We start from the raw sequence: 19,984 nt of genomic DNA on the forward strand, positions 1-19,984 counted from the left end.
GAAATCACCTCAGTAAAAACACATGTACAAACAGCAACATAAATCAGGTTTCCGCAATGTGAAACGCAACTTAGAGGTGAAAAGTATAAATACTGAAGCAAACCCGATAGTCTAGGCGCTCCACCTTTCAATCGCTGCCTGCGCTGCTACTGGATTCTCTTTTATCCTCAGCACGGCCTGTCGCGATATTCCGGTAGCCTTTGCGATCACCGTGGCCCCCTGCTCCTGCGACAGCATTTCTTGCACAGTTTCGAGTGTACCTTGGTCATAACTAGGCTTCTTCCCACGATACTTTGTAGGATTGCCCTTTGCGGCCTGTATTCCAGCCTTCTGGGCCTCTTTCGTTGCTTCTGCCTGAGCCTGTGCCGTTGCGGCCATGAACGCAATGAGAGCGTCTCTCACGGCCTCCTGCATCGGATCTGTGGTGGCTCCATCGAAGGTCATGTTGTTGATTACCGTACGGATGACGACACCCTGCCGCATGAACGCACGAATTATATCGGTGACGTCCTGATAGTTGCGGCCTAGTCGGTCCACCCACCGCACGACCAAGACGTCACCTCGCCTCAACTTGTCACAGAGCCTCCTGCCCTCTCGTCGGTCCGCCAACTTGGTGCTGAGACCTGAGACGCCATGATCTGCAATCACCTCGTCGATCACAAAGCCTGCGGCCTCTGCTTGGGTTCTCTGGTGGTCAATGTTCTGATCCGCAGTACTGACGCGGGCATATAGGATGGTCTGAGACATGCTGTTCCTTGAGCGTTCGTTAAGGTTATGTCCGCTGATAAACATGTCCTATAACAAAAAACAACCCTTACGGACAAAAAACAAGCCGACTTCAGACTGTCCACTGCACTATACCCTATCGGACAGGTACAACTCTCCGACAAGAACTGTCACGAATTACGGCAAGCTTAGATTAGTTGACAAACTAAAGGTTCGGAACTGATACGAACCATCCCCTAACGAAAACATCCCCATCGGCATCAATCTCGCAAAGTGCTTCCAGTCGCCCACCGGGACCGACATCAACGTAATGCTCGAAAGAGGCGCGTTCGTTTTCTTCGGGAGGCCTACATTCTGACCATACCTTTTGGAACCAAGTTGGGACATCTTTTGCATTGTACGCAAGGTAGCGCCTCTGCGGGCGCTCATCGACCATGTCGCGCATTATTCCACGCAAACCACTTTTGAATGAAAGAGAGAAATCATCCACCCCAACTTCGGGCATATCAAAGTACCCACCTTGCTGCATCTTGTAGGCTTCATAGCCAACGAAGCCAGCAACTAGCAGTGCGGCAACGCCGAACAACTTTTTCATCACTTCCGTTCCCACTTCTTGCTCACCACAAGCGTTAACTTGCAGCCTGCACGTTTAACTCGCCACAATGCTTGATGATATCCATAACTGCAACCTCGCTTAGACAGAAGCTGTGCGGCCTAGGAAGTGGGCAAATCGAACCAATCATGTATTCGACTACCAACTCCTTGGCTATGTTGACCCTTTAGAAAAACCGGCATAGCTCTTTGAACATGTCCAAAGATATTCGCAGCGTTCTTATGCAAATCGATGATGCCGTTCGAGAGGCGAAAGAGCGAGAGAAGCCAACTCCCAATAGAGTATTGCAGATGCTCGCAAATTACATCGAAGGCTATGTGATGACTTTCGCAATCCTTGGATTGACTAGTGTCTTGCTGCTTCCACTGCTCCTGCTCCTTGCTGATCTGCGAAAAGCACTAATCCTCGACGGCGGCATATTTTCGTTAATTGGAGGCATTGCAATCATTTGCGGGGCTTATTCAACTATCTTCATCTGGGGCTTGCCCGAAAAGCATGGTTCTAGAGCAAGGCGTTCGGTTTGGCTTGACTGGGTAGTTCGGCGTAAGTCCAAGATGAAATAGCACAAACGCCAGATTTCGCCACAATCACGTTGAAGCTCATTCACCACCTAAAATGCGTCACTGCTTATTCACATCTATAGTGCGCCTGAGTGTCCCTGTGTGTACTGGCGTCAGACTGTCGCTGGTTGGGGGGGTCATAAGATTACCCCCGCCCGGCTGCCCCGCTTCTAACCCGTGTGGCCCTGCCGTGCTTCTTAGGAGCGTGACAGGGCCACCCCCCTAAAAGGCGATGGGGGTAAAGCGCTCTGAAACGCTCTTTAGATTGGCCCCTCAGATATTTGCAGTGAAAACATGGCTGGGACCTGAGATGAAACAAAAAAGCCCAAGGCCTCGCATATGTGCAAGATCACTTGGGCTGGAATGGGTTTGGATTAATCTAGCAGATATGCCTCGCGCAGATTGATCGCCATATTGGAAGCTGTCGTGATCTTCGCTTCCGCAATGCCACGCTGCCGCACATCAGGGAGCCTACGAACCAGCGTCAAAAGTTCAGCAGCTTTATCTGTAATCTGATCGACAAGACTTGATTTTGTATTCAATGATAGCCGCATTGCGTGGCGTTCCGCGTGACAAGACTTACGGTTACCTCGACGACCTTGGCATGGTTCCCCTACAGGGGCTTCACAGCGAGGACATTGGACTTCTAGTGCCTCTTCTCTGAGGACTACGCCACGCTGTTCTAGGGTGTTCAGGTTCAACTTACGCGCATACTGCATGTGGGATTTCCTTGGGTTTGGGAGTGGGATTGTATATGGTCTCAACTGCGAAAGGAGACACCATAGAAGATCGCTGTGTTTAGGTTAGGTATTGTCGAGGGGATGAACCACACCACGTCAATCATCAGCATACTTAAGACCTCATAAGAGACACTTAAGATTACTCATAGGATTTACACTATAAGTGTATTGAGATGTATCTGCAGATGTTCCCCCCTTAAGCCCCCACAGTTATGAGGGTAAAGGAGGAACTGCAGTGCGTCTTGAGATTGCACGATGCTGCTAGAGAGATTCCCACAGAAAGCTTGTTCCTGTAATGGTGGCCCTTAATTGTGCTGCCGTTAAGTTGGCGCAGAAATGTCATCTACGCCGAACGCTTCCGCAAGGCTGTTGTGAAAACTCGCTAGAAGGTTTTCTCCCTTCTCGGTCAGCTTATATCGATAGCATCTCGTGTCTTTTGGGTCTTTATAACCGCAGACGAGATCGCGTCCCACCCATCTCCTTTTGCGCCTATGCCTGCCGTAGCCATCGCCAACTGTTCGTGTAATGCGACTAATCGTGGCCTGACTAACGCCAAGCGTCTCTCTTAGGTACCTAGTGGTACAGATCGGTTCTATGGCTACTGTGATAACCAATTGAGCTTCCATAGCGCTCTCACAACTTCCATAGATTGTTAGCTGGCGAACGATCTGGCCGATTGCTTCAGTTATTTTCTGTGAATTTTGCATGAGATTACTTATCCTTTTGAGATCTTTGCGGGGGAGTTGGTTGGTTGTACAATGGTGGCCCCTAATCAGAGGAACGCCCAACCCGGCTCACCCATTCGATAGAAAGGCCTCTCAGCACTTGGGTTGTCTGGTATAAGCGGTTATTGTCGGGGGCTACGCATTTTCAAAGGTTCAACTCTAATGCCTGTTTTCTTAGATGGTATCGCCGCGCAATTCTATCGAGGTATTGGGAATGAAGTGCAGTACATTGCCCCATTCTCACGGATGAATTTTTTCATTGGGGCGAACAATGCAGGCAAATCTATCGTTCTGAATTTGCTTGCGTCTCATCTAAGGACGGTTGCTGATGGAGATATGCCAACGAAATTAATTGGTCCTGAAGAGTATCGTGGCCAACAATCTGGAAAGTTTTTCGTTGCACTTGGCATGAACCTTGAGCAGTCATTTAGCAAGTTCGTAAGTGAGCATGAAGATAAGTTGACTCAGCGCCTCCGCCACTCACAAAGAACGGCCCAAGAACACATCTATACAATCTTTGAAAAACTCGGTCACCTTGATCATATTTGGGTTGCGCCATTCGGCAGAAAACATGACTGGTCACCACACCCGAACGTCAACTCAAAGGATGCCGAGAGTTGGGACATTGAGTGGCAACAAGTTTGGACTCGGATAACAGGTTCAGTTAATGGCAACTTTTCAGGGCATTGGTATCCACAAACTATCGACAGAGTACTCCGCAGTTGTGTACCCACACTCCCCAAAATCCATTTAATTCCGGCTAAGCGAACCCTTGGCGGGAAGGGAGAAAACTTTGATGACCTAAGCGGGCGCGGACTTATTGACCACTTGGCAACCCTCCAAAACCCAAAATGGGACAAGCAAGGTGATCGAGAAAAATTTGAACGGATCAACCATTTCCTTCGTGAGGTGACGGGCAAAAAAAATGCGACCCTTGAGGTGCCAAGCGAGCGGGAACACCTTTTGGTGCATATGGACAATAAAGTTTTACCGCTGGAGTCGCTGGGTACAGGCATCCACGAAGTAATTCTCATCGCCGCCTTCTGCACCATCCATGACAAGAGCATCATGTGCATTGAAGAACCGGAGATACACCTGCACCCGCTCTTACAACGCAAGCTGGTCAGATACTTGCAGGAAAACACCTCAAGCCAATACTTTATCGCCACCCATTCATCTTCCTTTATCGACACGCCAAACTCTCACATCTTCCATGTGACAAACGATGGTGAACAGACCCGCATCCGTGCGGTTCTCACAGATGAAGCGCGGCGCGAGATACTGGATGATCTGGGCTATCAAGCCTCCGACCTCTTGCAAACCAATGCAGTGATCTGGGTAGAAGGCCCATCTGATAGACTGTATCTTAACCACTGGATCAAAGCCAAAGATCCTGAGTTGGAAGAAGGTATTCATTACACCATCATGTTTTATGGCGGGTCATTGATCCGTCACCTGTCTGCATCTGATGAGGCGCTTGAAGAGTTCATCAGCCTGCGCAAACTCAACCGCAATATGGCGATCGTGCTGGACAGCGATAGGAGCAAGCCTCAAGACGAACTCAAGCCCCACGCCCAGCGCATAGTAGACGAAATGAGTAAAGGGTCAGGTGTTGTTTGGATCACGAAAGGTAGGGAAATCGAAAACTACTTAGACGGCGACACGCTGCAAGCCGTCATGAAAGACGTGCATCCTCAGCTTTACAAAAAAGCGGGAAAGACAGGCCCATTCGACCACGCTTTTTACTTCTACCGAAAAGATCCAGACAACCCAGGACGCAACAAGACGCACACTACTGGCGACAAGGTAGGTGCTGCGGCCTTGATTTGTGACCAGTCCGCAGACTTTGCTCCACTCGATCTAAATGAACGGATAGAAGAGATCGTGGCAATGGTTCACAGCGCCAACAACCTCTGAGATGATTTGGGGTCAGATTCATGAAACCTAATATCGCTATGTCGGGGAACGCGTTTTACCGCCATGCCGACTTAAATGGGCAATCTCGATGGACTGATTTGAAAAAGGGCATTAGGGGTATATGGCTAAGAGGCGCATTTGCGCCCCGCAGACCTCCTAAGAGAACCACGGCGACGAGACACTGCGGACCAGTCACAGGAAGGGCTTGGGACGTGCCTTAGATGCGCACAGGCGGCATCACCTCGTCGTGTCCTTCAATGGTGTCCCTTACTGGGACTGGGCGTCGTATTCCCTGTACTGGTCGACCATTGGATCCACTTCGAACTGCTGATATGAATATGACCAACAAACGACTTCAAGCGAAATTCTAAACCGCTGTTTTCTCAGCCGTAAGAGGACCCAAAGTTGACAAGCCTAACCAACACGTTGCGTGGTGAAATCAGAGCTATCCGAGAGAAATACTGCTAATTTCTAATGTCAGCAGCTGGCGCGAGTATTGCTTTTGCAGTTACACAAATGGACCAGCTTACGCCTGATCCATCAAGCCTTCTTTTAATAGGAGCCTTGGCGTTGTGGGCATTTAGTTTCTATTTCGGTCATCGTTTTTTGGCAGTTGACGAAGGCCTGTTATGGGCAAACCACCGATACCTTGAAGATTTAGATGGCCCGATAGGTCAGTCGTTTGGCGCTGTTCAGCTAAAGCCAATCTTTAAGGAGGCAACAACCACACAGGCCAAGAAATCCGAGTGGGCGCGTCGTTTTCAGTTTCTCCTCATATGTGGTGGAGCAATTGCCATCGTAGGGTGGAAATTAGTTATCGTGTTTGCTAGATAGCCTACCCGCTGAATACTCAGCACCTAGTTTCCATAATCGGCGCTGAGGTCGATCTGAGGTATCTTGCAGATTTCGCGGAAAAGCACCGCCACCGAAGTCTCCCCATAGCTCTCAGCTGCGCGGCCCTCTTCGTGCCCTTTAAGGACGTCGCTGTATTCAGGGGGTATGTCTGCCGCTCTCGCAACCGTCGCAAATCTGTGCCGCCAAGCATGGTTCGGTTGCACCTCTGGGTCAGTGATGCCTACTTCGTTCCTAATCCACTCAGCCACTTTCCCGTACAGCCCAGCAGACCTGCTTCCGATCCGCTTGTTTTCGTGCAGATCGGCAAACACGTACATCCCCACCCTTTTTTCAAAGATATCGGGGAGACCTTGCTCCAGCAGATGGGGATGCAGCGGCACTTGCCGGAAATTGCGGCTTTTTACTGATCCGGCTTCAGGTGTGATGTGCAGATACAAGACGCCTTTTTCCATTCGCAGATCGCTTGCTCTGAGTTGTGCTACCTCCCCAGCCCGCGCCCCTGTATAGGCGCAAATCCAAGGCAACCATCTGACAACCCGTCTGTTGTGCGCATGTGTCCCCTTCGGCAATCTAGCGGGATCCAAGGTGGCTTGAAGAATTTCTCTGACCTCGTGGTCCGTAAATCCTTTCGGCCTCAATCTTGCCTTCTTCTCAAAACTGAAACTGTAACCTTTCGTTGGGTCGTGTTCGATGCGGCCCTTGTCTATGGCATGTCTGTAAGTCGCTTTTATTGCGCTCAAGTATTTCGTGCTGATTGTTCGCGGAGCGATTCCGAGTTCATCTCTTAGGTATTCACACCATCTATCGACGTCCTGCTTGGTGATCTTTTCCGCGAGTTCGTGACCCAAGAAGGACCGGAAACTGTCAACCTTATGCCGACTGTCTTTCACTGTACGGACGCTTTTTCCATTGGCGCGGTGTGTGGCCTCCCAAGCTGCGAACAAATCACTTAGTGTTTTTTGCATATTTGCCTGATCTAACTTCTTCCCCACATTTGCCTCAGTAGTGGTCCACTTGGGGAACCTATCGGCATCAGGATCTTGCCTGTAGTCCCCCTCAGCGTTCTTTTGAAGTTGCAGCCGTGCCTGTACGTCAGCCTTGTGCATTTCACGGATCAGCGCGGTCCGTTGGTCGGCGCTAAGCCTCAGACCTTTTGACTGAAGGAGCGCATCTGTTGCACGTCCGTACCAGACAGTAAGTCTCTCATCATTGCCTGCAAGCCCCTCAGTCATTTCGGTCAAATTTTGGTATGCTGCTGTGTCGCCAGCGTTTTCGTGGAACTGCTCCATCCAACTGCGATAATAATCACCGCTCAATGCGACTAGTTGCCGTTGGCTAAGCTGCACCAGTCCTTTACGCAACTGCGCCCAGATTGCCTCATTCTCACCGTGCATCAAGTTGAATAGCCGCTTGGCCTCGACAGGATCTCTGGTGTTAAGGCTTTTCTTGATTATCGCTTTGCCAAAAGCTTCGGCCACATCGGCGGGGACTCGAACGCGGTAAGCATAAATTCCGCTTTTTAACTTCGTCGGGCTAGGCATACGCATTTCCGTGTGTACCACTCTTGTGTACCACTAAGAGCGTCTCAACCTCCTGATTTTGAACAACTTACTGTTCAGGAAGGAGAATAACTGGTGCGGTCGGAGAGACTCGAACTCTCACGGGTGTTACCCCACAGCGACCTCAACGCTGCGCGTCTACCATTCCGCCACGACCGCACGCCATGGATGGTGAAGGCGGTTTAGACAAAGCGGCCCTGCTTGTGAAGAGGAAAAGAAAACAAAAAAGGCCCCCCGCAGCGCTTCAACTGCGGGGGGCCGTCGCCTCGGGTAGAACCGAGGTTTATTCGCTGATCGAGAACGTGGGCAGGGCGCTGCCGGACGCCGGTTGCGGTGTCGGCAGGGCAGAGCCCTGAACGCCGCCCGAACGCATCGCCGCAGCGCGGATCAGTTCCGTCCGCTCAGGCTGGCCGGGAACAAAGACCGCCGCCGCGCCGGAATCGGCAGCGGCAAGCCCGGCCTCATACCAGCTTTGCGCCATGTCCACACGTTTGGCGGGGCCGAAACCCTGGCTCAGGTGGTGGCCCATCAATTCGCCATAGACCCCTTCACCCATTGCATAGAGCAGCAGGGCAGACCCCACCGCCACGTCCATATTGTCGGTGCGATAGCCGACGCCAAGGCAAATCTTGGCCGTGCCCTGAAGCTGTGCGGGCGACATGCCGGTGGTCAGCACAAATGCCGAAACGTCCTGCACCACTGCTTCACGCGGTTTCAGCGACAATGCCGCAACCTTGTCCTTCATTGCGGGGCCGAATCCGGCGCATTGCTGGGCGATCTGATCGGGGGTGAAACCCTGGATCTGACTGACCAGTTCTTCCGACTCGGCAATGGCATAGGTCCGCGCCAGGCAGAATTGCTCGTTCAGCGCCACATTCGGGTCGGTCATGCTGGCCAGTGTGGTAAAGCCGCCATTGGTGTTGGTGATCAGCGACACGGTATTGCAGTGCGAGGCAAGCGAGGCCTGGGTCCCTGCCCCGAGGAAGTTCGGCAAGCCGCCCGTGCTGGCACCGGGTGCCGGAGCAGGTGCAACCGCCGCCGCCAGCGAGGAAACCCCCGACAGCGGGGCCGCCGGGGCCGTGGCCGCCATTGTGGCACCGGACTGCGGGACTTGCTGCGGTGCGACGACGATGGTTGTCGTGGGTGCCGTGACGTTGCCTGCCGGAGACTGGCCCGCCATTTCCGCACGGTAGCTCTTGAGCAGGCCACGGGTGCCATCCGGCGTCGCGGCGACCTGTTGCTGAACCGCATAGCCCCCCGCCTGCGCGCGGTTGTAGCTGGAGATCAGCAGGTTTTGTTCAAAGGCGGAAAGCTGCCCGGTGACGGGATAGCCAAGGTAGGCCTGGTACTGCGACACGGCATTGCGCGTCTTGCGCCCCAGCTGGCCATCCACCGACCCGGCATCAAAGCCGAAATAATTCAGCGATGCCTGGATGTTCTTGCCTTCCTGCGTGGAGGGCAGCGATGACCGGGTGGATTTCTTGCGATAGGTGCGCCGCGTTGTCGTGCGCCGCTGCTTTTTCGCATTGGCCCCCACAATGCCCCCGATGATGGCCCCGGCGATGAAATCACCTGCATCCGCCTCGACCCGCTCTGCTGGAATAACCGCCACCGAAAGGGCCAGAACAGCCCCTGTCATAAGTTTATAAATCATCTGTCCGCTCCGAAAATGAATCGTTTTAAGGGTATTGGGAAAAAGGCTAACACAACATAATCCGGCGCGGGAACCTTTTTGGGCCTGCCGGAAAGCTTTAATATTGAAAAAATACGCTCGAACACCGAAGTAGAAAGGTGAATGCCAGCCGAAAGGATACATCAATGCCCGATACCGCCCCTCCGCCGCAGGACAAGGTCGTGCAGGTGGATATCGTGTCGGACGTCATGTGCCCCTGGTGCATCGTCGGCTACAAACAGCTTGAACAGGCCCTCGCGATGGTCGGGGCCGGGGCCTTTATCCGCTGGCATCCGTTCGAGCTGAACCCCGCCATGGCCCCCGAAGGGCAGAACCTGACCGAGCATATTGCCGAGAAATACGGTGCCAGCGCCGCGCAATCCGCCGAAAACCGCAAACGGCTGGTGGAACTGGGCCAGGACCTGGGGTTCACCTTCAATTTCGATGCGGACAGCCGCATCGTGAATACCTTTGCCGCGCATCAATTGCTGGACTGGGCGCAGGAGGCACAGTTGCAGCATCCGCTGAAGCTGGCCCTGTTCGATGCCCATTTTACACAAGCGCGCGATGTGTCGGATCATGATGTGCTGCTTGAGGTTGCGGCCTCCGTCGGACTTGACCGCGATGCGGCGCGGGTGGTGCTGGACAGCGGCAGCCATGCGCAGGAAACCCGCACCCGTCAGGAATTCTGGACATCGCGCGGGATATCGGGTGTGCCGTCGATGGTGTTCGACGGACGTTATCTGCTGACCGGCGCGCAGGGTGCTGAAACCTATGCGCAGATGCTGACCAAGGTGTTGAACGAAAAGGATGCCGCCTGATCATCCCCGGCGCGCGCGAAAACGCCCGGCGGTGCTGCCTCAGATGCCGTTCACGGGCACCTTGAGCATCAGGTTGCCATCCTTGTCACGGGGCAATTCACCGGCCCGCATGTTCACCTGAAGCGACGGGATGATCAGCTTTGGCACCGCCAGTTGCGCGTCCCGTTCTGTCCTGAACTTGATGAAATCCTCGCGGGTCTTGCCACCTCCGACATGGATGTTGTCCGCCTTCTGCGCCGCTACCGTGGTTTCCCACTGGATTGCGCGCCCGTTGGGGCCATAGTCGTGACACATGAACAGGCGCATCTCGTCGGGCAGTGACAGCACCTTCTGGATGCTGTCGAAAAGCTGGCCCGCATCACCGCCGGGAAAATCCGCCCGTGCCGAACCGCCATCGGGCATGAACAGCGTATCCCCCGCAAAGGCCGCATCGCCCATCACATGCACCATGCAGGCCGGAGTATGTCCGGGCGTGTAGATGGCAAAGCAGGTCATCTCGCCCACATTGTAGGTGTCGCCATCCCTGAACAGCGCATCGAACTGCGAGCCGTCGCGCTGAAACTCGGTGCCTTCGTTGAAGATCTTGCCGAAGGTTTCCTGCACCACCATGATCTTTTCCCCGACACCGATCTTGCCCCCCAGCCTTTGCTGGATATAGGGCGCGGCGCTCAGGTGGTCCGCATGGACATGGGTTTCGATGATCCAGTCCAGTTTCAGGCCCTTGCCCTCGATCTCGGTGATCAGGGCATCGGCATGGTCATAGGTGATGCGGCCAGCGGCATAGTCGATGTCCATCACGCTGTCGATGATCGCGCAATGCACGCTTGCCGGGTCACGCACGATATAGCTGATGGTGTTTGTCGCCTCGTCAAAATGCGCCGAGACTTCGGGTTTGACGGACATGTCCACGGGGTAGGTCATTGGATTTCCTCCGTTAAGCTGCAACATCGGACCTGCGTCGCAGGGCCGTCTGCATGAGCCGTGCAATCACGATACCGCCAATCAACGCGGCAACAAAGATCACAACCTCGGCCTGCCCTGTGCCCAATGCGGGCAGCGCGCCGCCGGGGCAGAAACCGGCAATGCCCCAGCCAATGCCAAAGGTTGCGGAGCCCGCGATCAGGGGCAGGTCGAAATCTTTGCTTGTCGGCAGGTCAAAGCGGCTGTCAAACTGCGGCGCAGGGCGTTTCAGCACCACCCGGTAGCCGATGAAGGTGACAATCAGCGCGCCGCCCATGACAAAGGCAAGGCTGGGGTCCCAGCTGCCCGCGACATCGAAGAAATTCAGAACCTTGGCCGGGTTGGCCATGCCCGAGATCGAGATGCCGACACCAAAGACAAGGCCGATCAGATAGCAGATGACGATACGCATGGCTCAGCCCCCCATCACATGGCGCAGCACATAGACCGTGACGCCAGTGGCCAGCATGAAGGTCAGCGTGGCCGCGATGGAGCGGGGCGACAGCCGCGCCATCCCGCAGACCCCATGGCCCGAGGTGCAGCCCGCCCCGAAGGTCACGCCAACCCCGACGATCAACCCGCCGATGACCAGCATCGTGCTGGAGACCGGAACCTGCACCTGCGGGAATTCACCCGTGACCAGCATCACGGCAATGGGCCCGCTGACCATCCCCGCCACGACAGCCGCACGCCACGACCAGTCCGCAAGGTTCGCAGGCATCAGCAGACCGGCCAGAACGCCGGTTGCGCCCATGATCCGGCCCATCAGCCCCATCAGCAGAACGGAAGCCACGCCGATCAGCGCGCCGCCTGCAAGGGATTGAAATGGTGTGAAAGCGGTCTCCATCACCGCGCCCTCCGCGCCGGACCAATGGCAGCAGGGTCAAGGTTGCCCTTGTTCAATGTCATGGTCGGGTTCCCTTTCCAAGGCTCAGCGCCCGCCGGGCACATCGCGGCGCGCGAGCATGATAAAACATTCAAAAATTATTATATGTCTTTCCCTGCCGCATTTCAACCGCCCTGACGCGGGCGTACCGGTTCAGTCCCGGCACGGATGATCTTGTCGCGCCTGCCAATCGCGCCTAAACATCCGCCATGGTGGAATGGATCGTCACGGACGGATTGACCGACTACCGCGCCGCCGAGGCGTGGATGGAGGCGCGCGTGGCCGCGATCAGCGCAGGCGAGGCAGATGAATGCATCTGGCTGGTCGAACACCCGCCGCTCTACACCGCCGGCACATCCGCACGGGCGGAGGATCTGACCGATCCGGGCCGCTTTGCGGTCTATGACACCAAGCGGGGCGGGCAATACACCTACCACGGGCCGGGCCAGCGCGTTGCCTATGTGATGCTGGACGTTGCTGCGCGCGGACGCGACGTGCGCTGCTTTGTCCGCCAGTTGGAGGATTGGGTGATCGCCACGCTGGAGCAGTTCAATGTCACCGGCGAAATCCGCGCGGGCCGCGTCGGCGTCTGGGTGCAGCGCCCCGAAAAGCTGCCCCAGCCCGACGGCACCCCGGCCGAGGACAAGATCGCCGCCATCGGCATCCGCTTGCGCAAATGGATCAGCTTTCACGGCATCAGCATCAATGTGGAGCCGGAGCTGGATCATTTTTCCGGCATTGTCCCCTGCGGGATCAGTGACCACGGGGTTACGTCACTGGTGGACCTTGGCCTGCCGGTCAGCATGGCCGACGTTGACGTGGCGCTGCACGCGGCCTTCGATCAGGTGTTCGGCCCCCTGCCCGCTGTAACCGCCTGAGCGAAAGCCCGGAACCCTCCGACCTTCCCCGCCCGCTTCGAAAAAACCGCGCCGCAGCCGCAGATCCTCCAGGCCCGGAACAAGCCGCAGGCGCCGGGCCATCGCCTGCCCGCCCCTCGGGTAGGCGATTTGGTGAGGCTGGGCACTCCCTCGATAGGATTCATCATGGCTGAGAAATAAAGTGGCATGAGCCAAGGTCAGTATCGCCCACCCCGGGCAGGCGCTGGCCCGACTTGCGATTCGCATCCGAGGTTCAAGAAGGATGCGTTCCGGTCGCTGGCGGCGATCTGCGCGAAGTTCCGGTTTTCCATTTGCGCCAATTGAGGACGCAAGGGTCCAGATCACCCGAGGTCCAATATCATGTGCAAAAACCGCGCCGCAGCCGCAAAATAACCCCGCCCTGCGACACCTCGCCCATTGCCCCCTGCGCCAAGCCGCTTTAGAACGGCTCTCAATCCGCACCGCGTGACAGCCAACAGGCGTGGTGTGACCCATGAGTTCAAGTTTCAGGAGGCACCGCATGGCAGACGCAGCCATTCAAGGCCATGACCACCACGACGAGCGCGGTTTCTTCACCCGCTGGTTCATGTCCACCAACCACAAAGACATCGGTATTCTGTACCTTGTCGTCTCCGCGCTTGCGGGTTTCGTCTCGGTAGGCTTCACCGTCTACATGCGGCTTGAGCTGATGAACCCCGGCGTTCAGTACATGTGCATGGAAGGCGCACGGATGTTCGCCGATTCCGCAGCCACCTGTACGCCAAACGGGCATTTGTGGAACGTGTTGATCACCGGCCACGGCATCCTGATGATGTTCTTTGTCGTCATTCCCGCCCTGTTTGGCGGTTTTGGCAACTATTTCATGCCTTTGCAGATCGGCGCGCCGGACATGGCGTTCCCGCGGCTGAACAACCTTTCCTTCTGGCTCTATGTCGCCGGGACAACCCTTGCGGTCTGTTCCGTATTGGCACCGGGCGGCAACGGCCAGGCCGGTGCCGGCGTTGGCTGGGTGCTGTATCCGCCGCTTTCGGTGAAAGAAGGCGGCATGTCGATGGACCTTGCGATCTTCGCGGTTCACGTCTCCGGCGCCTCCTCGATCCTGGGTGCGATCAACATGATCACCACCTTCCTGAACATGCGTGCCCCCGGCATGACCCTGTTCAAGGTGCCGCTGTTCTCCTGGTCGATCTTTGTCACCGCCTGGTTGATCCTGCTGGCCCTGCCCGTTCTGGCCGGTGCGATCACCATGCTGCTGATGGACCGCAACTTTGGCTTTGCCTTCTTTGATCCTGCCGGCGGCGGCGACCCGGTCCTGTACCAGCACATCCTGTGGTTCTTCGGCCACCCGGAAGTCTACATCATCATCCTGCCCGGTTTCGGCATCATCAGCCACGTCATCGCCACGTTCAGCCGCAAACCGATCTTCGGCTACCTGCCGATGGTTTGGGCGATCATTGCCATCGGCGCGTTGGGTTTTGTCGTTTGGGCGCACCACATGTACACCGTGGGCATGACCCTGAACCAGCAGGCCTATTTCATGCTGGCCACCATGGTCATCGCGGTGCCCACTGGGGTCAAGGTGTTCAGCTGGATCGCCACAATGTGGGGCGGCTCCATCGAGTTCAAGACACCGATGCTCTGGGCATTTGGCTTTCTGTTCCTCTTCACCGTGGGCGGCGTGACCGGCATCGTGCTGTCACAGGCTGCCGTGGACCGCTACTACCACGATACATACTATGTCGTGGCGCACTTCCACTATGTGATGAGCCTTGGTGCCGTGTTCGCGATCTTTGCGGGGGTCTACTTCTACTTCCCCAAGATGACCGGACGCATGTATCCCGAATGGGCTGGCAAGCTGCACTTCTGGGCGATGTTCATCGGGGCCAACCTGACGTTCTTCCCGCAGCACTTCCTGGGCCGTCAGGGCATGCCGCGCCGCTACATCGACTATCCCGAGGCATTCGCCTACTGGAACCACTGGTCCTCGATGGGCGCATTCCTGAGCTTTGCATCGTTCCTGTTCTTCTTCGGAATCATCGCCTATTCGCTGACACGCGGTGCGAAGGTGACGGCGAACAACCCCTGGAACGAATACGCCGATACGCTGGAATGGACCCTGCCCAGCCCGCCGCCCGAACACACGTTCGAGCAGCTTCCGAAACAGGAAGACTGGGACATCAAGCACGGCCACTAAGGCTGCGAAAAACATCACAAGGCCCCGACATCCGTCGGGGCCTTTTGCATTTGGTGCGATTGACAGAAGCGCCGCTCGCGTGAAATCTGACAAGACAACATTCGAGGTTTGCTTATGAAAAAGATATTTCTCGCTGTGACCTGCGTTCTTGCCGCAGGCCCTGCCCTTGCTTTTGACGTCGGCTTTGACTGGTCCGGGCTGAAATCCTGCACCAACGGGCGGCCCAATACCGTCAACAATCCCGCATTTCAGGTCAATGGCGTCCCTGCCGGCACGAAGTTCATCCGGTTCAAACTGACCGACCGCGACGTGCCCAATTACAACCACGGCGGCGGGGTGGTGGCCTATAACGGTCAGAAGGTCATTGCGCCCGGTGCCTTCAAGTACAAAAGCCCCTGCCCGCCCAGCGGCCGCCATACCTATGAATGGACCGCGACCGCCCAGACCAAGAAAAACGGCGGCGCGCTGGCCACTGCACGGGCTGCGCGCAAGTACCCGTGATGTCGCTCTTACGGCGCTGATCGCGCTGTTGTTCCTGATCCTGAGCGCGCGGGTGATCCTGCACCGCTGCGCGGTCTGCTGCTCTTGTGTGTCAGCGACCTGAACGCTGCGCCGGGGATCGCGCCGCGCCTGCAGGGCGCATCGCTGCTGACGGGACGCATCCTGCTTGCGGCGGGCTTTTCCTCCGCCCTGAAAAAGTTGATCCTGCAACAGATCGGCAAGGTGATCACATCGGCCATGATCCTGCAGCGCGCTCTTGGCCTGATCGGACATGCGCTGTTCTGGACCACGGTGGGAGAGATCGAAAAAATTTCGCCTCAAACCGCCTTTTCCCCCTTGCGGCGCGCGGCAGGGATGGGTATCTCCCCCTCACCCAAGGATGCGGGCGTAGCTCAGGGGTAGAGCATAACCTTGCCAAGGTTAGGGTCGGGCGTTCGAATCGCCTCGCCCGCTCCAATGGGACCTTTTGAAACAGACCGCCAGTTGGCGGTCTTTTTCATTTCAGGTCATGCTCTTCTGGCCGTGCGCGCTGTCATCGTCACCTTTCGCCGATCTGACGCGGCTCGAGCCGGGGCGCGTGAGCCGCGCTACCCCTCCCCGTTTCATCCAATTTGTCGATATCCTGAATGTCTGTTACATTGCGCTGAATATACTCTGCTATTTTCGATCCTTCGATTTTTCTGAACTGTCAGTTTCGATCCTCATCGGCCCGGCCAGACAGCGCGGGCTTCAGTGATTTCAAGATGAAAGGACTAACTCAATGCCCGACTACACAGGAACTTCCGGCAACGACCTGTTTGACTTCAACAACCTGTTCAACGGCGACGTTTTTGATGGACTTGGCGGGCAGGACACGATTGATGGCTCGTCGCTGAACAACAACTATCTGTTTGATTTCTCAAACGAAGTCATTGCCACCACGGATGGCAACTTTGTCGGAACCATGTTGAATTTCGAAGAAGGCATTGGCGGCAACGGCAATGACATCATGATCGGCGGCACCGACGCAGTGGCGTACAATCTGGACGGTGGTGCTGGCAATGACACCATCTCGCCGGGAAGCGCCGGGATCTTTAATGGCGAAGAATACATCGGCGGCAGCGGCACGGATGTTCTGGATTTCTCCAATCTGACCACGGATTTTGTCATCGACATGAACGCCGGAAGCTTCAACACAGGCAGTTTCACCGCGACGATTTCGGGCTTTGAAGAAATCTTTGCCGGGAGTGGCAATGACTTCATACGCGAGCAGACCGGCGTGCAATCCACGCTTCATGGCGGGCTGGGCAATGACACGCTTGCCACGGCGGGATCCGGAGTTGCTGGCGGGGAGATTTTCGATGGCGGTGCGGGCACCGACAGGTTCGATTTCACAAATCAATCGGTCTCATATATCGCCGATCTGCTGAACGGCGTATTTTCTACCATTAACGGTGGTTTTGCGACCACGTTGACCAGCATCGAAGAGGCGTCCGCCGGGAGCGGCAACGATTCCCTGGTCGCAGGCGACAACGTCAATGCGGTCTACAGTTTGTTCGGCAATGGCGGCAATGACACGATCCTGGCGCGCGTCGGCGAACTGGTGAGCGGTGAAGTCTATGACGGCGGTGAGGGCATCGACACCTTCAACTTTTCCGGTTTTACCGCAGACTATCGCCTGAATACGGAAATCGGCACCTTCCGGAATGCTAATGGCAGCGCGACGGGGACAGCCGCCAACTTTGAAATTGTCCTGGCAGGAACAGGCAGTGACCTGATCGGCGGGAACAACACGGACCAGCGCCTGGAAGGAAATGCCGGGAACGACACCATCTTTGGCGGCGAAGGGACGGATACGATCCTGGGCGGCAGCGGGCAGGATGTCCTGCGCGGCGATGACGGTGCAGACAGCATGGACGGCGGCGCCGGCAACGACCACATGATCGGCGGCGATGGCGCCGACACCCTGCTTGGCCAGGCCGGCAATGACACCCTGATCGGCGCGGACGGGGCGGATTTTCTGAACGGCGGCGATGACAACGACCTGATCGCTGGCGACGCCGGCAACGACACGGCAGTTGGGGGTCTTGGCAACGATACCATCCTCGGCGGCAGCGGCTTTGACAGCCTGTCGGGCGGCGCGGGCGATGACCTGATCGACGGCGGCGCACAGGCGGACAACCTGTTCGGTGAGAATGGCAATGATACGCTGTTGGGCGGTGCCGGTTTCGACAGGTTGTTTGGCGGCAACGGCAATGACCTGGCCTATGGCGGCAGCGCCGGGGACGGGGTGTTCGGCGAAGCAGGCAATGACACGCTGTTTGGTCAGGCTGGCAACGACCGCTTCTTTGGCGGCTCCGGCAATGACATGATTGACGGCGGTGCCGACAATGACACCATCTATGCCGGTGCAGGTTTCGACACCATCGTCGGCAGCACCGGAAACGACGAACTCTGGGGCCTGTTCAACGCCGATGTCTTTATCTTCGCGGACTTCGGGGGCGGTTTCGGACAGGACACGATTGCCGATTTCGCCGCCACCAATGTGTTCGAACGGATCGACCTCAGCCGGGTCGCCTCTATCACCAACCTCAGCGATCTACTGAACAATCACACCAATCAGGTCGGCTCGAACGTGCTGATCGACGCAGGCGGGGGCAATACGATTACCTTGCTGAACGTCAATCTGGGTGATCTGGACGCGACGGATTTCATTTTCTGAACATGCCGAACAGCAGAATCTCGGGGCGGCCATGCCGTTTCCCGAGCCTCTGACCCTTCGGGGAGGCGCGCCGCATCCACATCACAGATTCCGCAACCGGCGAAAATTTGTGCAAAGCGCCCCCTGCGCGGGCAACAATTATGCAGATTGCCCTGCTGTCCCCCTAAATCGGCTGCAAATTCTAGTGAATCCCCGGAGGCATCCCGCCTAGTAGCGCTGCCCAATCCGGGCAACAGCGCCGCGCGGGGGCCATCTTGGCAGATACTTCCCCCACGCGACTACAACAACAGTTGCGGGGTCTGACTACACGGGTCAGCCACCGGTTGGGAAGTGCCGTTCGCGGTATTCCGATCGTCCGCAGCGACAACCGGGATGTTTGATAAATGAAACTGAAAACCTCTGCTCTTGTGACCGGCGCCTTGATGGGCTCCGCCGTTATGGCTGCCGCCGAATGTGCCGACCCTGTGAAGGTCGGCGTGTTGCACTCCCTTTCCGGGACAATGGCGATTTCCGAAACCACGTTGAAAGACACGATGCTGCTGCTGATCGAGGAACAGAATGCCAAGGGTGGCGTTCTGGGCTGCCAGATCGAGGCGGTTGTGGTCGATCCGGCCTCCGACTGGCCGCTCTTCGCCGAAAAGGCGCGTGAACTGCTGACAGTGCATGATGTCGATGTGATCTTTGGCAACTGGACAAGCGTTTCCCGCAAGTCCGTACTGCCGGTGATCGAGGAACTGAACGGCTTGCTGTTCTATCCGGTGCAATACGAAGGTGAGGAAAGCTCGAAGAACGTGTTCTACACTGGGGCCGCGCCGAACCAGCAGGCGATCCCCGCGACCGACTATTTCCTTGAGGAACTGGGCGTCGAGAAATTCGCGCTGCTGGGCACCGACTATGTCTATCCGCGCACCACGAACAACATCCTTGAAAGCTATCTGAAGTCCAAGGGGATCGCGCAGGAGGACATCTTTGTAAACTACACACCCTTTGGTCATTCCGACTGGGCGACCATTGTGGCCGATGTGGTGGCACTGGGTGCGGACGGCAAACAGGTTGGCGTGATCTCCACCATCAACGGCGACGCCAACATCGGCTTTTACAAGGAACTGGCGGCGGCGGGCATCTCTGCCGATGACATCCCCGTGGTGGCATTCTCCGTCGGTGAGGAAGAACTGTCAGGCCTCGATACCTCCAACCTTGTCGGGCATCTGGCGGCCTGGAATTATTTCCAGTCGGCAGAATCCGAAGCCAACGATGCCTGGGTTGCCGCATGGAAAGCCAAGATGGGCGAAGACCGCGTGACCAACGACCCGATGGAAGCGCATTACATCGGGTTCAACATGTGGGTGAACGCGGTTGAAGCGGCAGGCAGCACGGAGGTGGATGCGGTGCGCAGCGCGATGTACGGGCAGGAATTTCCAAACCTGACCGGCGGCACAGCCGTGATGCTGCCGAACCATCACCTTGCCAAGCCGGTGCTGATTGGTGAAATCACCGCCGAAGGCCAGTTCGATATCGTCAGCCAGACCAGCGAAGTGCCGGGCGACGCCTGGACCGACTTCCTGCCGGAATCCGCTGTGCTGACATCGGATTGGAAGGACCTGGGCTGCGGCATGTACAACACCGAGACCAAGTCCTGCGTACAGCTGACATCCAACTACTGAACCAGCGCGGCG

The 19,984-nt window shown here is 56.4% G+C and carries 19 protein-coding genes and 2 tRNA genes; 12 read left to right on the plus strand and 9 right to left on the minus strand.

Features of this window, described 5'->3' with window-relative positions; genetic code table 11:
- Positions 1–111 precede the first annotated feature (111 nt).
- Together A8B82_RS05175 and A8B82_RS05180 are read right to left on the minus strand one after the other, a co-directional pair.
- Complete coding sequence (locus A8B82_RS05175) at positions 112–747, minus strand: recombinase family protein (protein WP_067289087.1); 636 nt, start codon at positions 745–747, stop codon at positions 112–114.
- Between the two features lie 184 nt (positions 748–931).
- Positions 932–1,321, minus strand: coding sequence for a hypothetical protein (locus A8B82_RS05180; RefSeq protein WP_067289089.1), 390 nt, complete (start codon positions 1,319–1,321; stop codon positions 932–934).
- 212 nt (positions 1,322–1,533) lie between these two features.
- Here A8B82_RS05180 and A8B82_RS05185 point away from each other — a divergent pair, with 212 nt between their 5' ends.
- On the plus strand, positions 1,534–1,902 hold the full coding sequence (locus tag A8B82_RS05185) for a hypothetical protein (protein WP_138069676.1): 369 nt from the start codon (positions 1,534–1,536) through the stop codon (positions 1,900–1,902).
- Between the two features lie 371 nt (positions 1,903–2,273).
- Here the strand turns inward: A8B82_RS05185 and A8B82_RS23855 are convergent, their stop codons facing one another.
- Positions 2,274–2,618 (minus strand): zinc finger domain-containing protein, encoded by a 345-nt coding sequence (locus A8B82_RS23855; protein ID WP_138069677.1) that lies wholly within the window; start codon positions 2,616–2,618, stop codon positions 2,274–2,276.
- A 908-nt stretch (positions 2,619–3,526) separates the two neighbouring features.
- Here A8B82_RS23855 and A8B82_RS05190 point away from each other — a divergent pair.
- Both A8B82_RS05190 and A8B82_RS23860 read left to right on the plus strand, forming a co-directional pair.
- Positions 3,527–5,281 (plus strand): AAA family ATPase, encoded by a 1,755-nt coding sequence (locus A8B82_RS05190; RefSeq protein WP_067289096.1) that lies wholly within the window; start codon positions 3,527–3,529, stop codon positions 5,279–5,281.
- 516 nt (positions 5,282–5,797) lie between these two features.
- On the plus strand, positions 5,798–6,115 hold the full coding sequence (locus tag A8B82_RS23860) for a hypothetical protein (protein ID WP_161489423.1): 318 nt from the start codon (positions 5,798–5,800) through the stop codon (positions 6,113–6,115).
- A 23-nt stretch (positions 6,116–6,138) separates the two neighbouring features.
- Here A8B82_RS23860 and A8B82_RS05195 read toward each other — a convergent pair whose 3' ends face one another.
- The 3 genes from A8B82_RS05195 to A8B82_RS05205 form a co-directional block, all read right to left on the minus strand.
- Entirely contained in the window at positions 6,139–7,683 is a 1,545-nt protein-coding gene (locus A8B82_RS05195) for a DUF6538 domain-containing protein (protein WP_067289098.1), read from the minus strand.
- A gap of 85 nt (positions 7,684–7,768) precedes the next feature.
- Positions 7,769–7,854: transfer RNA gene (locus A8B82_RS05200), tRNA-Leu, on the minus strand.
- Between the two features lie 124 nt (positions 7,855–7,978).
- Positions 7,979–9,349 carry a peptidoglycan-binding domain-containing protein gene (locus A8B82_RS05205; RefSeq protein WP_082899149.1) on the minus strand — a complete coding sequence of 457 codons (1,371 nt, stop codon included), beginning with the start codon at positions 9,347–9,349 and terminating at the stop codon, positions 7,979–7,981.
- Between the two features lie 164 nt (positions 9,350–9,513).
- Between A8B82_RS05205 and A8B82_RS05210 the strand changes: the two genes are divergently transcribed.
- The gene (locus A8B82_RS05210) at positions 9,514–10,188 is read left to right on the plus strand and encodes a DsbA family oxidoreductase (RefSeq protein ID WP_067289101.1); all 675 of its coding nucleotides are present in this window, start codon (positions 9,514–9,516) and stop codon (positions 10,186–10,188) included.
- Between the two features lie 39 nt (positions 10,189–10,227).
- On the opposite strand, the gene A8B82_RS05215 is transcribed toward A8B82_RS05210, so the two are convergent.
- From A8B82_RS05215 to A8B82_RS05225, 3 genes are read right to left on the minus strand one after another with little or no spacing between them, the layout of a single operon-like run.
- Positions 10,228–11,109 carry an MBL fold metallo-hydrolase gene (locus A8B82_RS05215; RefSeq protein WP_067289103.1) on the minus strand — a complete coding sequence of 294 codons (882 nt, stop codon included), beginning with the start codon at positions 11,107–11,109 and terminating at the stop codon, positions 10,228–10,230.
- Positions 11,110–11,122: 13 nt separating this feature from the next.
- Positions 11,123–11,560, minus strand: coding sequence for a YeeE/YedE family protein (locus A8B82_RS05220; protein WP_067289105.1), 438 nt, complete (start codon positions 11,558–11,560; stop codon positions 11,123–11,125).
- 3 nt (positions 11,561–11,563) lie between these two features.
- A complete protein-coding gene (locus A8B82_RS05225; protein ID WP_067289107.1) occupies positions 11,564–11,995 on the minus strand; it encodes a YeeE/YedE family protein in 432 nt (143 codons plus the stop codon).
- 248 nt (positions 11,996–12,243) lie between these two features.
- Here A8B82_RS05225 and lipB point away from each other — a divergent pair, with 248 nt between their 5' ends.
- The 8 genes from lipB to urtA all read left to right on the plus strand — a co-directional run bounded on the left by lipB (position 12,244) and on the right by urtA (position 19,972).
- A complete protein-coding gene (gene lipB / locus A8B82_RS05230) occupies positions 12,244–12,912 on the plus strand; it encodes a lipoyl(octanoyl) transferase LipB (protein WP_067289109.1) in 669 nt (222 codons plus the stop codon).
- A gap of 520 nt (positions 12,913–13,432) precedes the next feature.
- Complete coding sequence (gene ctaD, locus A8B82_RS05235) at positions 13,433–15,106, plus strand: cytochrome c oxidase subunit I (RefSeq protein ID WP_067289110.1); 1,674 nt, start codon at positions 13,433–13,435, stop codon at positions 15,104–15,106.
- Between the two features lie 114 nt (positions 15,107–15,220).
- Positions 15,221–15,607 (plus strand): YbhB/YbcL family Raf kinase inhibitor-like protein, encoded by a 387-nt coding sequence (locus A8B82_RS23455; protein ID WP_082899150.1) that lies wholly within the window; start codon positions 15,221–15,223, stop codon positions 15,605–15,607.
- Between the two features lie 84 nt (positions 15,608–15,691).
- Positions 15,692–16,009, plus strand: a complete 318-nt coding sequence (locus A8B82_RS23460) for a hypothetical protein (protein ID WP_082899151.1) — start codon at positions 15,692–15,694, stop codon at positions 16,007–16,009.
- A tRNA-Gly gene (locus A8B82_RS05250) sits at positions 15,989–16,063 on the plus strand. The genes A8B82_RS23460 and A8B82_RS05250 overlap by 21 nt, the downstream gene beginning before the upstream one ends.
- 10 nt (positions 16,064–16,073) lie before the next feature.
- The gene (locus A8B82_RS05255; RefSeq protein ID WP_067289113.1) at positions 16,074–16,343 is read left to right on the plus strand and encodes a hypothetical protein; all 270 of its coding nucleotides are present in this window, start codon (positions 16,074–16,076) and stop codon (positions 16,341–16,343) included.
- A 24-nt stretch (positions 16,344–16,367) separates the two neighbouring features.
- On the plus strand, positions 16,368–18,308 hold the full coding sequence (locus A8B82_RS05260; protein ID WP_067289115.1) for a calcium-binding protein: 1,941 nt from the start codon (positions 16,368–16,370) through the stop codon (positions 18,306–18,308).
- A 383-nt stretch (positions 18,309–18,691) separates the two neighbouring features.
- Positions 18,692–19,972 (plus strand): urea ABC transporter substrate-binding protein, encoded by a 1,281-nt coding sequence (gene urtA, locus A8B82_RS05265; RefSeq protein ID WP_067289118.1) that lies wholly within the window; start codon positions 18,692–18,694, stop codon positions 19,970–19,972.
- Positions 19,973–19,984: the final 12 nt, after the last annotated feature.

It is taken from the genome of Sulfitobacter sp. EhC04 (assembly GCF_001650875.1).
Lineage (GTDB): Bacteria > Pseudomonadota > Alphaproteobacteria > Rhodobacterales > Rhodobacteraceae > Sulfitobacter.

Excerpts from the sequence above, each read along its gene's own strand:
- A8B82_RS23855 (WP_138069677.1), bottom strand. The coding sequence starts at position 2,618 with ATGCAGTATGCGCGTAAGTTGAACCTGAACACCCTAGAACAGCGTGGC.
- A8B82_RS05180 (WP_067289089.1), bottom strand. The coding sequence starts at position 1,321 with ATGAAAAAGTTGTTCGGCGTTGCCGCACTGCTAGTTGCTGGCTTCGTT.
- A8B82_RS05210 (WP_067289101.1), top strand. The coding sequence starts at position 9,514 with ATGCCCGATACCGCCCCTCCGCCGCAGGACAAGGTCGTGCAGGTGGAT.
- A8B82_RS05205 (WP_082899149.1), bottom strand. The coding sequence starts at position 9,349 with ATGATTTATAAACTTATGACAGGGGCTGTTCTGGCCCTTTCGGTGGCG.
- A8B82_RS05215 (WP_067289103.1), bottom strand. The coding sequence starts at position 11,109 with ATGACCTACCCCGTGGACATGTCCGTCAAACCCGAAGTCTCGGCGCAT.
- A8B82_RS05220 (WP_067289105.1), bottom strand. The coding sequence starts at position 11,560 with ATGCGTATCGTCATCTGCTATCTGATCGGCCTTGTCTTTGGTGTCGGC.
- urtA (WP_067289118.1), top strand. The coding sequence starts at position 18,692 with ATGAAACTGAAAACCTCTGCTCTTGTGACCGGCGCCTTGATGGGCTCC.
- A8B82_RS05260 (WP_067289115.1), top strand. The coding sequence starts at position 16,368 with ATGCCCGACTACACAGGAACTTCCGGCAACGACCTGTTTGACTTCAAC.
- A8B82_RS05190 (WP_067289096.1), top strand. The coding sequence starts at position 3,527 with ATGCCTGTTTTCTTAGATGGTATCGCCGCGCAATTCTATCGAGGTATT.
- A8B82_RS23860 (WP_161489423.1), top strand. The coding sequence starts at position 5,798 with ATGGACCAGCTTACGCCTGATCCATCAAGCCTTCTTTTAATAGGAGCC.
- A8B82_RS05175 (WP_067289087.1), bottom strand. The coding sequence starts at position 747 with ATGTCTCAGACCATCCTATATGCCCGCGTCAGTACTGCGGATCAGAAC.
- A8B82_RS23455 (WP_082899150.1), top strand. The coding sequence starts at position 15,221 with ATGAAAAAGATATTTCTCGCTGTGACCTGCGTTCTTGCCGCAGGCCCT.
- lipB (WP_067289109.1), top strand. The coding sequence starts at position 12,244 with ATGGTGGAATGGATCGTCACGGACGGATTGACCGACTACCGCGCCGCC.
- ctaD (WP_067289110.1), top strand. The coding sequence starts at position 13,433 with ATGGCAGACGCAGCCATTCAAGGCCATGACCACCACGACGAGCGCGGT.
- A8B82_RS05195 (WP_067289098.1), bottom strand. The coding sequence starts at position 7,683 with ATGCGTATGCCTAGCCCGACGAAGTTAAAAAGCGGAATTTATGCTTAC.
- A8B82_RS05225 (WP_067289107.1), bottom strand. The coding sequence starts at position 11,995 with ATGGAGACCGCTTTCACACCATTTCAATCCCTTGCAGGCGGCGCGCTG.
- A8B82_RS05185 (WP_138069676.1), top strand. The coding sequence starts at position 1,534 with ATGTCCAAAGATATTCGCAGCGTTCTTATGCAAATCGATGATGCCGTT.